The organism is Streptomyces sp. NPDC053560 (assembly GCF_044544605.1).
In the GTDB taxonomy this organism is placed as follows: domain Bacteria; phylum Actinomycetota; class Actinomycetes; order Streptomycetales; family Streptomycetaceae; genus Streptomyces.
In genome coordinates, this window is record NZ_JBITXI010000003.1 from 385,414 (window position 1) to 397,557 (window position 12,144).

General features: G+C 70.7%; 10 protein-coding genes and 1 pseudogene. 5 read left to right on the forward strand and 6 right to left on the reverse strand.

The genetic code is table 11. The annotated features are described in order from the left end of the window. The first annotated feature begins 10 nt into the window (after positions 1-10). Together ACIGQF_RS08630 and ACIGQF_RS08635 are read left to right on the forward strand one after the other, a co-directional pair. Positions 11-904: a carbohydrate ABC transporter permease gene (locus ACIGQF_RS08630; protein ID WP_399707203.1), complete on the forward strand. Its 894-nt coding sequence runs from the start codon at positions 11-13 to the stop codon at positions 902-904. Positions 905-1,007: 103 nt separating this feature from the next. Beyond that, on the forward strand, positions 1,008-2,609 hold the full coding sequence (locus tag ACIGQF_RS08635; RefSeq protein WP_399707205.1) for a glycoside hydrolase family 13 protein: 1,602 nt from the start codon (positions 1,008-1,010) through the stop codon (positions 2,607-2,609). A gap of 84 nt (positions 2,610-2,693) precedes the next feature. Here the strand turns inward: ACIGQF_RS08635 and ACIGQF_RS08640 are convergent, their stop codons facing one another. The 4 genes from ACIGQF_RS08640 to ACIGQF_RS08655 form a co-directional block, all read right to left on the reverse strand. Beyond that, positions 2,694-4,049, reverse strand: a complete 1,356-nt coding sequence (locus ACIGQF_RS08640; RefSeq protein ID WP_399707207.1) for an MFS transporter — start codon at positions 4,047-4,049, stop codon at positions 2,694-2,696. A 42-nt stretch (positions 4,050-4,091) separates the two neighbouring features. Next, a complete protein-coding gene (hisD, locus tag ACIGQF_RS08645; protein ID WP_399707209.1) occupies positions 4,092-5,411 on the reverse strand; it encodes a histidinol dehydrogenase in 1,320 nt (439 codons plus the stop codon). 195 nt (positions 5,412-5,606) lie between these two features. Further along, positions 5,607-6,602, reverse strand: coding sequence for a LacI family DNA-binding transcriptional regulator (locus ACIGQF_RS08650; protein ID WP_399707211.1), 996 nt, complete (start codon positions 6,600-6,602; stop codon positions 5,607-5,609). A 379-nt stretch (positions 6,603-6,981) separates the two neighbouring features. Further along, complete coding sequence (locus ACIGQF_RS08655) at positions 6,982-7,557, reverse strand: helix-turn-helix domain-containing protein (protein ID WP_399707213.1); 576 nt, start codon at positions 7,555-7,557, stop codon at positions 6,982-6,984. 259 nt (positions 7,558-7,816) lie between these two features. On the opposite strand from ACIGQF_RS08655, the gene ACIGQF_RS08660 reads away from it, so the two are divergent. Both ACIGQF_RS08660 and ACIGQF_RS08665 read left to right on the forward strand, forming a co-directional pair. Next, positions 7,817-8,074: a hypothetical protein gene (locus ACIGQF_RS08660; protein ID WP_399707215.1), complete on the forward strand. Its 258-nt coding sequence runs from the start codon at positions 7,817-7,819 to the stop codon at positions 8,072-8,074. Continuing rightward, positions 8,071-9,201, forward strand: coding sequence for an aminotransferase (locus ACIGQF_RS08665; RefSeq protein ID WP_399707217.1), 1,131 nt, complete (start codon positions 8,071-8,073; stop codon positions 9,199-9,201). Before ACIGQF_RS08660 ends, ACIGQF_RS08665 begins: the two co-directional genes overlap by 4 nt. A gap of 99 nt (positions 9,202-9,300) precedes the next feature. On the opposite strand, the pseudogene ACIGQF_RS08670 reads toward ACIGQF_RS08665, so the two are convergent. Further along, positions 9,301-9,820 (reverse strand): annotated as a pseudogene (locus ACIGQF_RS08670) (GNAT family N-acetyltransferase); the annotation flags it as partial. A gap of 207 nt (positions 9,821-10,027) precedes the next feature. On the opposite strand from ACIGQF_RS08670, the gene ACIGQF_RS08675 reads away from it, so the two are divergent. After that, a complete protein-coding gene (locus ACIGQF_RS08675) occupies positions 10,028-11,233 on the forward strand; it encodes an ABC transporter substrate-binding protein (protein WP_399707218.1) in 1,206 nt (401 codons plus the stop codon). Between the two features lie 21 nt (positions 11,234-11,254). Here the strand turns inward: ACIGQF_RS08675 and ACIGQF_RS08680 are convergent, their stop codons facing one another. Then, entirely contained in the window at positions 11,255-11,989 is a 735-nt protein-coding gene (locus tag ACIGQF_RS08680) for a chitinase (protein WP_399707220.1), read from the reverse strand. Positions 11,990-12,144 lie beyond the last annotated feature (155 nt).

Genomic DNA, 12,144 nt, shown 5'->3' on the forward strand with positions numbered 1-12,144 from the left:
AGGGCACCCCGTGATCCAGGCCGACCGGCGTGCCGTGCGCACCCTCGTCTCCCCGCTCACCCTGGCCGCACCGCGCGGCAGGATCCTGTACTGGACCGTGTTCGCCGGCGTGGTCCTGGCCTTCGCGCTGGCCTTCCTCTTCCCCGTGTACTGGATGGTCACCGGCGCCATGAAGTCGCCGGACCAACTGGTGCGCACCCCGCCCACGCTCATCCCCGAGTCCTGGCACCTCACCGGCTACACCGACGCCTGGGAGCTGATGTCGCTCCCCCGGCACCTCTGGAACACCGTCGTCCAGGCCTCGGGCGCCTGGCTGCTGCAGATCGTCCTGTGCACCGCGGCCGCGTTCGCCCTCTCCAAGCTCCGCCCCGCGTTCGGCAAGGTAATCCTGGGCGGCATCCTCGCCACCTTGATGGTGCCGGTGCAGGCACTGGTCGTACCGAAGTACCTCACCGTCGCCGACCTGCCGCTGCTGCACATCAGCCTGCTGAACGACCCGCTGGCGGTCTGGCTGCCCGCCGTCGCCAACGCCTTCAATCTCTACCTGCTCAAGCGCTTCTTCGACCAGATACCGCGCGACGTGCTGGAAGCCGCGGAGATCGACGGCGCGGGGAAGCTGCGCACGCTGTGGTCGATCCTGCTGCCCATGTCCCGCCCGGTGCTCGGCGTGGTGTCCATCTTCGCGCTGGTCGCGGTCTGGCAGGACTTCCTCTGGCCTCTGATGGTCTTCTCCGACACCGGCCAGCAGCCGATCAGCGTGGCGCTCGTCCAGCTCTCCCAGAACGTACCGCTGACCGTGCTCATCGGCGCGATGGTCATCGCCGCGCTGCCCATGATCGTGATGTTCCTGGTGTTCCAGCGGCACATCATCGCCGGCATCGGCGCCGGCAGCACCAAGGGCTGACACCCGCACCCGGCTCCGCCCGGCGGGCAGTACGGAATCCACCCCCTCGCCGCCACTCCCCCGCATCCTTGTGGATGCGCCCTGCCCGAAAGGAAACCCGCTCATGGAAGGCAGCCGACGTTCCGGCGACGACTGGTGGCGGTCCGCCGTCATCTACCAGGTGTACGTCCGCAGCTTCGCGGACGGTGACGGCGACGGCACCGGCGACCTGGCAGGCGTACGGGCCCGGCTGCCCCACCTCGCCGAACTGGGCGTCGACGCGCTGTGGTTCACGCCGTGGTACGTCTCACCACTGGCCGACGGCGGGTACGACGTCGCCGACTACCGGGCCATCGACCCGGCCTTCGGCACCCTCGCCGAGGCCGAGAAGCTGATCGCGGAGGCGCGGGACCTGGGCATCCGCACCATCGTCGACATCGTGCCCAACCACGTATCCGACCAGCACCCGTGGTTCCGGGCCGCACTGGCGGCGGGCCCCGGCAGCCCCGAACGCCGGCTCTTCCACTTCCGGCCAGGGCGCGGCACGCACGGAGAGCTGCCGCCCAACAACTGGACCAGCGAGTTCGGCGGCGTGCCGTGGACCCGGCTGGACGACGGCGAGTGGTACCTGCACCTCTTCGCCGCCCAGCAGCCCGACCTCAACTGGGCGCACCCCGCCGTCCGCCAGGAGCACGAGGACGTCCTGCGCTTCTGGTTCGAGCGGGGCGTTGCGGGGGTGCGCATCGACTCGGCGGCGCTGCTCGCCAAGGACCCCGAGCTGCCCGACATCGCACCGGACCGCACCCCGCACCCGTACCTGGACCGCGACGAGCTGCACGACGTCTACCGCTCCTGGCGCACGGTCGCCGACGCCTACGGCGGGATCTTCGTCGGCGAGGTCTGGCTGCCGGACTCCGAGCGCTTCGCCCGCTACCTGCGCCCCGACGAACTGCACACCGCCTTCAACTTCACTTTTCTCGCCGCGCCTTGGGACGCGTCGTGCCTGCGCGCCGCCATCGACAACACCCTGGCCGAGCACGCACCCGTGGGCGCGCCCGCCACCTGGGTGCTGTGCAACCACGACGTGACCCGGACGGTCACCCGCTACGGCCGCGCCGACACCGGTTTCGCCTTCGCCGACAAGGCCTTCGGCACCCCCACCGACCTGCGCCTGGGCACCCGCCGTGCCCGGGCCGCCGCGCTGCTCTCGCTCGCCCTGCCCGGCGCCGTCTACCTCTACCAGGGCGAGGAGCTGGGCCTTCCCGAGGCGGACATCCCGCTCGACCGTATCCAGGACCCCATGCACGCGCGCTCCGGCGGCACCGATCCGGGCCGGGACGGCTGCCGGGTGCCACTACCGTGGGCGGCCGGCGAGCCGTACGCGGGGTTCGGCTCTGCGAGTGAGCCGTGGCTGCCCCAGCCGCCGGGCTGGACCGCGTACGCCGCCGACGTCCAGGCCGCCGATCCCGGATCGATGCTCTCCCTCTACCGGCAAGCACTGCGCCTGCGCCGCACGGAAACGGGCTTCGGCGACGGCGACCTGCGCTGGCTGCCGTCCGCGGACGGCGTCCTCGCCTTCGCCCGCCCCACCGGCCTGACCTGCGTCGTCAACCTCTCCCCCGAACCGGCCGCACTCCCGCACCACCGCGAGGTCCTCCTCACCAGCGACCCGCTGGACGCCGAGGGCCGGCTGCCGCAGGACACCGCGGTGTGGCTGCGCGACTGAGGGGAGACGGGCGGGGAAACAGGAGCGGGCGGGGTGCGCGTGCACCCCGCCCGGACTCCCGTACCTCTCATCCCGGTGTCACTGTTACGCCGTGGACAGCGCGTTGTCCTCGCTCTCGCGCGCGACACCGATCTCGTCCAGCTCACTGTCGCGCCGGTCGGGGGCGAAGGCGATCGCCACCATCGCGATGAGCGTGGTGACGATGGCGAAAGCGATCACCATCCACAGGCTCCCGTCGGCCCACAGAACCATCGCGCCGGCCAGCGCCGGGGTGAAGCTGGCGAGCAGGATCGAGGCCATCTGGTACCCGATCGAGATGCCCGAGTACCGCACCGCCGTGGGGAACATCTCGCAGTACAGCGCGGGCAGCGGCGCGTAGACCATGGCGTGCCCGAGCGCCAGGAACAGCACCACACCGGCGACGATCGCCCACAGTTGGCCGGTGTGGACCAGCGCGAAGACCGGCCAGGTGGTGATCACGATCAGCGCCCCGCCGACGAGGAAGGTCCGCACCCGCCCGAAGCGGTCGGACAGCGCCCCGAAGACCGGGATCATCACGATGTTCACCGCCGCGCCGATCATCGAGGCCGTCAGACCGTAGCCCTTGGGCACCCCGAGTGTGGTGGTGACGTACGACAGGATGAAGGTGGTGAACAGGTAGTAGTTCCCGGCCTCAGCGAACCGGCCGAACACCGTGATCAGCAGCGGCTTGCGGTGGTCGCGGAAGACGACCGCGGCAGGCGCCTTGCGGCGCTCCAGCTCGGCGTCCATCTTGGCCTTCTCGGCGAGGAAGGCCGGACTCTCCGCGGCGCGCAGCCGGATGAAGAATCCGACGCTCGCGAGGATGGCGCTGAGCAGGAACGGCACTCGCCAGCCCCACTCGCCGAAGGCGTCGCCGGAGATCCACGACGCGAACGACACCGCCGCCGTACCCAGCAGGAGTCCCGCCGAGACGCCGATCTGCGGCCAGGAACCGAAGTACCCGCGCCTGGCCCGAGGTGCGTTCTCCACGGCGACGATCGCCGCCCCGCCCCACTCGCCGCCGACCGCGAAGCCCTGTGCCAGCCGCAGTACACACAGCAGCAACGGTGCCGCCACGCCGACCTGGTCATAGGTCGGCATGACACCGATCGCCGTGGTGGCCACCGTCATGATGGAGAACGTGAGGATCAGCGTGGACTTGCGTCCCAGCCGGTCCCCGAGATGCCCGGCGACGAACGCACCGATCGGACGGGCCAGGAAACCCACGCCGAACGAGGCGAGCGAGACGATCTGACCGATGCCGGGCGAGAGGTTCGGGAAGAACAACTGCCCGAACACCAGCGCGGCGGTGACACCGTAGACCGTGTACTCGTACCACTCGACGATCGCGCCGATGGTGCCGGACTGCAGTGAGCGACGGCGGACCTGCTCCGGCGTCAGATGGGCGGCGGTGGCCATGGGATCTCCGTTGATCAGGGGGAGTGCGGCGGGGCGGAGACGTCAGACGCGGGCGCCTTTGAAGTGGCCGGTCCAGGACAGCGGGGCACCGGCGTACTTGGCGGCCCGGACGTCACCGGAGCGGGCGTGGCCCTCGAACAGCTCGACGCGGGCCGCCCGGCCGCACAACACCCCGAGGTCGGCCGACGCCTGCTGGTCGCGCACCTCCTGGTAGGTGACGGTACGGAGGTACATACCCACCCACAGACCGCCGGTGTAACGCGCAGCGCCGCGCGTCGGCAGCACGTGATTGGTGCCGATCACCTTGTCACCGTAGGAGACGCAGGTGCCCTCGCCGAGGAACAGGGCTCCGTAGGCGTGCATCTTGTCGAGCGCTTCGCGCGGGTTCTCGGTGAGGACCTGCACGTGCTCGTAGGCGAAGCCGTCGGCGACGCGGTAGGCCTCGTCGAGGTCGTCGGCGAGGATGATCTGGCCGTGGTCCCGCCAGGCCGGGCCTGCGATGTCACCGGTCGGCATGTCGGGCAGGATCTCGTTGATGTGCCGCTCGGTCTCGCTCGCGACGCGCTCGCTGGTGGTCACCAGCACGGCGGGCGAGTCGGGACCGTGCTCGGCCTGCGAGAGCAGGTCGACGGCGACGACGAACGGATCGGCGGTGTCGTCGGCCACGATCAGGATCTCGGTGGGGCCAGCGAACAGGTCGATGCCGACCTCGCCGAACAGCTGGCGCTTGGCCTCGGCCACGTAGGCGTTGCCCGGGCCGGCCAGCATGTCGACGGGCGAGATCGTCTCGGTGCCGACGCTCATCGCGGCGATCGCCTGAACGCCACCCAGGATGTAGATCTCGTCCGCGCCCGCAAAGTACATCGCGGCGACGGTGGCGGCGGGGATCTCACCGCGGATCGGCGGGGTGCACGCGACCACACGGGGTACGCCGGCGGCCTTGGCGGTCACGATGGTCATGTGCGCGGACGCGGTCAGAGGGTACCGGCCGCCGGGGATGTACGCGCCGACGGACTGGATCGGCACGTGCCGGTGGCCGAGGAAGACGCCCGGGGAGGTCTCGACCTCGATCTCCGACATCGACTCGCGCTGTGCCTCGGCGAACCGGCGGACGTTGGCCTGGACGGTCTTGATGTCCTCGATGACCTGGTCGTCGAGCGTGCCGATGATCTCGGCGAGCTGCTCCTCACCGAGCCGGAAGGACTCCGGCTCCCAGCGGTCGAAGCGAACCGACAGCTCACGGACGGCCTCGTCACCGCGCTTCCGGACGTCGGCGATCAGCTCTCGTACGGCCTGCCCGACGGTGTCGTCGCCCGACGGCGCAGTGGACGAGGTGGTGGCGGCCTTGATGGTGCGGGACACGCCCAGCTCCTTTGCTCGCGGTGTGGATACGTATCCAATGGATGCGTATCCACAGAATGCGAGACGGATGGCGGAGCGGTCAAGAGGTGTCCGGGAAGCGAACGGAAAGGAGTCCCCTCAGGCGGGGCTGCGCACCGAGCCACAGAGCGCCCGGTGAGGGGACGTGCTGACGACGGTGCGGCGCGCCTCAGGCCCTCACACCGGGGCGGTGGTGGAACGCCCGACGAACTCCACCGGCAGAACCTCGTGCCGGTGCGGCGCGTCCGGATTCGCCAGCCGGTCCAGCAGCAACTCCACGCCGACCTGCGCGATCCGCTCCAGCGGCTGACGCACCGTCGTCAGATCGATGCGCTCCCACGAGGACAGCGGCACATCGTCACAGCCCACCACGCTCAGCTCGCGCGGTACCGCGACGCCCGCCGCCGCGGCCGCGTTCAGTGCCGCGTACGCCATGACGTCGTTGTGGCAGAACAGCGCGGTGGGCGGCTCGGCACCGGCGAGCAGCGCGCGCACCGCGTCGTAGGCGGTGCCGTAGTCGTAAGCGCCGTCCAGTTCGGCCAGGGTGACCTCACCGCAGTCCCGCACGCTCTCGCGGAACCCGCGGCCGCGCTGCTCCGCCGTGCTCGCCCCGGCCAGGCCGCACACCATCCCGATATGGCGATGCCCCAGGTCCAGCAGGTGCTCGGCGGCCAGCCGGCCGGCGGTGACGTTGTCGGCCTCCACCTGGTCGGCCTCGAAGCCGTCGAGGGTGCGGTGACACAGCACAACAGGTATGCCGTGGCCCCGAATGCGGTGCGCCAGCGGTTCGTCCCGCACGGCCGAGGTGAAGACAACACCGTCCACGCCTTCACGCCGCAACAGCGCCAGGCCCTCGTCGGCGGTCATCACGTCCGTCACCAGCGACAGGCGCAGCCCCTGCCCGTGCAGCACCCGCTCCATCGCCTTGACCATCACGGGATAGAACGGGTTCGTCAGGTCACGGATGACCACGCCGATGAGACCCGATCGGGCCCCCACGAGGCTCCGTGCGGCCTGACTGGGCTGGAAGTCGTACTTGGCCACGACGTCGAGCACCCGCTGCCGGGTCTCGGGGGCCACACTTCCGCCGTTGAGGACGCGGGACACGGTCGACTGCGCCACACCCGCCTCACGGGCGATCTGCACGCTCGTGACGGTCGGCCGCCGTGCCATGGGTCCCCTCACCTCCAGCTGGTATCGGAGCCACCATACCGCCCCCCTGCGGCGGTACCGGGATCCGTACGCGGCGGGCCCGGGCTCCGCACCTGCGGAAATTCCGCGTACGCGTCAACACAGCGCCTTACCAGATGAGTTGATCCTCGCGCGGAACTGGCTGCGGCCCCACCCGACTGCGACCTCTGGCGTCTGCAGAAGGGTGGGGCCGGCGGAGTGTGCCCGGCCGCTACGCATCAACGGCGGGATATGGGCCGCGCACCCGCGCCTCCAGCACAGTGCCCAGCCCGCTTCCGCGCACGGCCAGCCAGGCATTCGCGTGAACGCTCCGCGGCAGCGAGGGTCCCGTACACCACGCCGGGGCTCGCACCGTCGGCGGTCAGGCGCCCGTGACGACCCGTACGAAGACGACCGGTTCGGCACCCTCGTTCCGGTAGGCGTACTCCTGATCGGTGGGGATGACGGCACTCTGCCCGGGACCCAGCTCCTGGGGGCCGACCGAGAGGGCGAGGGTCAGGCGGCCGGAAAGGACATGGTGGATCTCCTGCGCGCCGCGACGGTCGGGCTCGGCGTCATAGCGCCCACCGGGCGCCAGGGTCCAGCGCCACAGCTCGGCCCGCGGTTCCTCGGTCGCGCCGAGCAGGAGCGCCTGACTGCCGCCCGGGGCCTGCCACACGAGCGTCCCCCCGCCCTCCGCACTCGCCGCATCGTCGAGGGGCAGAGCCAAGGCGGCGAAGTCGGCGTCCAGAGCCCGTGCGACCCGGTCGACGGTGGCGAGGCTCGGGTTGGCCTGGCCCAGTTCCATCTGGGTGAGCATCCGCCGGCTGACTCCGCTGACCTCCGCCAGCTGCTGCACACTCCAGCCGCGCTGCTTGCGCAGCGCGCGGATACGCCGGCCGATGCGGGTGACGAACTCCTGCGTGGCACTGCTGCCGACGGCGACCTCACTCCTCATGGCGAGCATTATAGTGCGCAAAAAGTTGCCAGGGCCCGCGAGTGAGCAATATATTGCCCATCATGTGTGTGATCACCTCTCCCCACGTCCCCGAGCAGGCCGTGCTCACAGCACTGCGCGAGGCCTTCGGAGCCCTCCCCCTCACCGATGTCCCCACCAGCCGAGGACGTTCTGGACCCCCAACCCTGGAGCCGGGAACGGTCTCGTCACCTCCCTCTCCACCAACGCGCCCGGAGCGCGCGAGATCCCGTCCGCCGCGGTGCCGGAACTCGACATCTCCGTGGACGCCCGCACGAGCCTGCAGGTGGCCACCGAGCTGGTGCGGGCCACCGCATCCGGCTGGGATTCCGGCTCCGTACGCGGTGACCTCGCCGGCCTCGTTGCGGGCCGCGCATCGCGCCCGAGTGGCGACCGCCCGGTGTACTTCCGGTCCGTCGGACTGGGGATGGAGGACGCGGCGGTCGCCTGGGCCGCCTGCCGGAACAACAACGACACGACGGAGGAGCAGTCGCGGTGAAGATTCGTGAGTTCGCGGTCGAGCAGTGGATGAACGAGTACGAGGAGACCTGCCGGTACAACCTGGCCGAGACCTGCGTCCGCTCCCTCACCACCGGTGAGCTGCTGGACCTGTCCGGCCGACGCGAGGAGGTGCTGACCGAACTGGCAGCCACCCCGCTCACCTACGGACCGATCCCGGGCAGCCCGCGCCTCCGCGCCCTCGTCGCGGACCTGTACGCGGCCCAGGCCCCGGACAACGTCCTGATCACCCACGGCGCCATCGGCGCCAACGCGCTCATACACGCCACCCTCGTCGGCCCCGGCGATCACGTCGTGGCCGTGGTCCCCACCTACCAGCAGCACTACTCCATCCCGGACAGCTACGGCGCCCGCGTCGGCCACCTGCCGCTGCGCGAGGACCACGGATGGCTGCCCGACCTCGACGCACTCGACCGCCTGGTCACCCCCGACACCCGGCTCATCGCGGTCAACAACCCGAACAATCCCACCGGCGCACTCATCGACGAAGCCGGGCTGACCCGTATCGCCGAGATCGCCGGCCGCGTCGGCGCATGGGTGCTGTGCGACGAGGTGTACCGGGGTGTGGACCAGCACGGTGACGGCTTCACCGCCTCGATCGCCGACCTGTACGAACGCGGCATCTCCACCGGCAGCATGTCCAAGCCGTACTCCCTGGCCGGCCTGCGCCTGGGCTGGATCGTCGGCCCCACCGGACTGCTCGCCGACGTCGCCACGCACCGGGACTACACGACCATCAGCGTCGGACGCATCGACGACCTGCTGGCCTGCGTCGCGCTGGAGAACAAGGACGCGATCCTCGCCCGCTCCCACCGGATCACCCGCACCAACCTGGCGATCCTCGACGAGTGGGCCAACGGCCGCAACGACATCGGCTACGTGCGACCGGCCTCGGGCACCACCGCACTGCTCCGCTACGACGCCCCGCTCGGTTCCTACGAGTTCTGCACCCGCCTGCTGAAGGAGACCGGCGTCATGTTCACCCCCGGCGCGGCGTTCGACATCGAACACACCGTACGCATCGGTTTCGCCGACGACACCGAGACCCTGCGTACCGGCCTGCGGCTGGTCGGGCAGTTCCTCGACGGGCTCGCGCCCACGGGGTGAACAGCGGGCATTCTCCCGTCACTGGGTCGTGAGCGGCACGACTCGAAAGTCCCGGCTCGAAAGTCCCGGCTCGAAAGTCCCGGCTCGAAAGTCCCGGCTCAAGTCCCGTCGCATGAGGACGCACACCGTCTCGTACCGACGGATCACGCCATCGGGGCCCTCCTGGTCCCAGGCATCCGGCTCGCGGCCGTACGCGGCGTAGCCCAGCCGCTCGTACAGCGCGCGAGCCCGCGGATTGTCCTCCTCCACGGCCAGCTCGGCTCCGTGCAGTCCGCGGTCCCTGATCCGCTGTTCGGCGGCCCGGACCAGCAGGGTTCCCAGGCCTCGGGACTGGAGCGCCGGAAGGAAGCACGGCGAGCTGCCACAGGATCCCGGCTCCCTCGGAAACCCGGTAGTCGATGCCGCCGATCGCCACCGGCAGGTCCGCGGGAGTACACACGGCCAGGTAGTCCACCTCACCCGCCGCGGCACGCGCCAACGCTCCCGCCACGTGCCGCAGGTGGGTGGCCGAGCCGGATCAGGTGGACGCGGGCAGATCCCGGGGCTGCAGATCGCGCACGCTGACCGGCACGACGACGGTATGGCGGGAGCGGTCTTCGGTGTTCACGGCCGTGAGCATGCCGACCGAAGTGCCGGCGCGACAACGCATTTCTTCTCCCGGAGCCGTACTCCCGGACCGTACGCCGACGCCGGAGCGTACGCGGCGGTGTGCCGTCGACCGGGCCGCCATGCGAGCGAAAGGGCGCGTCCGGACGTTCGGTGCGGGGGTGCGGCACGGGATGTCACCGGGGGAAAAGCACGCGGCGCGACGGCGAAAGGTCCGGCAGTGGTGAGACAGGTGGACAGTGGCGCGGGGGCGGGTGGGCTGTGCATCGGTGCGGTCGTGCCGCGGACGGGCCGGCTGGCCGAGCTGGGCGATCCGCTGTCCTTTGTGCTCGACCGCCTGGCCCCGCGGCTGTCGCAGCCGGCCCGTGGCTCGCGCCGGAGGCCGATCCGGCTCGCGTGGCGGGACAGCCTCTCCGATCCCGAGGCGGCGCGGCGGGCGGTATCGGAGCTGGTGCACCGGGAGCGGGTGCAACTGGTGGTGACCATGGCGGGCACGAAGGTACTGCCGGCCGTGGCCGACGCCTGCGAAGAAGCGGGCGTGGCATGCGTGACCACCACTTTCCCCTGGCAGGCGTTCGTCTACGGACGTGGCGGCGAGCCGCGGCGGCCGTTCACCTGGACGTACCACTTCGCCTGGGGACTGGACGACATCGCGGCCGTCTTCGCCGAGATGTGGGAACAGCTGGGTACGCAGCGCACCGTCGGCTGCCTGTGGAACGACGACCTTCAGGGGCGGCTGCTGCGCCACGCGGAGCACGGATTCGTACCGGTGGCGGCCGGCCGGGGCCACCGCCTGGTCGACCCGGGCGGCTATCAGGAGCCGGCGCGGGACTTCACACCGTCCCTCGACTCCTTCCACGAACAGGGCGCCGACATCGTGACCAGTGCGGCCACCGCCGAGGACCTCGCGCTGTTCCATCGTCAGGCGCGCGAGCGCGGGACGCGGCCGCGCCTGATCACATGCTCGCGCTGGCTGGCCTACCCGCGCAAATCGACGCTCGCCGAACTCGACCGGGCGGGCGTGGCCACCCTCGTGTACTGGTCACCCCGGCACCCCTACCGGTCCTCCCTGGACGGCACCACGGCGGCCCGGCTGGCCGACGACTACGAACAGCGCACCGGCAACCGGTGGCTCCAGCCGCTGGGCCTGGCCCACGCCCTGCTGGAGGTGGCTGCCCACGCCCTGGCGACCGCCGACGATCCCCACGACCGCCGCTCGGTCGCCGACGCGGTGGGGCGTACCCGGCTGTCCACCACCGCCGGGCTGCTGGACTGGACGAGCGGGCCCACTCCCAACGTCGCGCTGGTACCGCTGGCCGGCGGGCAGTGGAAGGCGGAAGGCCACCACGGCCATGAACTCGCCGTGGTGGCCAACTCCCGCTGCCCCGATGTTCCGGTGGAGGCCGACCTCACCCCCGCGTACTGAGCGCCGTACGGCCGCCGCTGTTCAGCAGCTGAGGTTGCCGCCCGCTTCGACGCCGAGGACCTGGGTGAAGCGCTGGTAGTTGTCGATACGGCTCTGCACCTGACCCGGGTTGCCGCCGTTGCATTCCAGGCTGCCGTTGATGGCGCGGATCGTCTCGCCGAAGCCGGCGCCGTTGACCATGGCGTCGTGCGGCGTCATGGTGCCGGGGCCCTTCTGGGTGTTCCAGTACCACAGGCCGGTCTTCCAGGCGACGGCCGCGTCGTTCTGCACCAGGTCCGGGTTGTTGAGCAGGTCGATACCGAGTGCGTCACCCGCGGCCTTGTAGTTGAAGTTCCAGCTGAGCTGGATGGGCCCGCGGCCGTAGTACTTGTCGTTACCGGCCGGGCAGCCGTAGGGCTGGGTGGTGTCGCAGTAGTGCGGGTAGTTGGCCTCGTTCTGCTCGACGACGTGGACCAGCCCGCCGGTCTCGTGGCTCACGTTGGCGAGGAAGGCGGCGGCCTCCTGCTTCTTCACCGTTTCGCTGCCGGTGTTGGAGAAGCCGGGGTAGGCACTGAGCGCGGCGGTGAGGCCGTTGTACGTGTAGAAGGAGTTCCGGTTCGGGAACATCTGGTTGAACTGGGCCTCACTGACCACGAATTCGGCGGCAGCGAGGTTCTTGTCGGCCTTCTGGGCGGAGGCCGTGGGGGCCAGCGTCAGGGTGCAGAGAGCGGCGGCCGCACCGGTGGCGGTCAGCAGTCCGAGTATGCGACGGTGCACGGTGTCGACTCCTGAGGGGTGGGGGGTGTGGGGCGGGCGGGGGGGGCCCCCCCCGGGCCCCCCCCCCCCCCCCCCGCCCCCCCCCCCCCCGCCCCCGATTCACGCGGAGAAAGCGGTTTAGGTGTCGGCCACCATACAAACGGCCACCCCCAAAA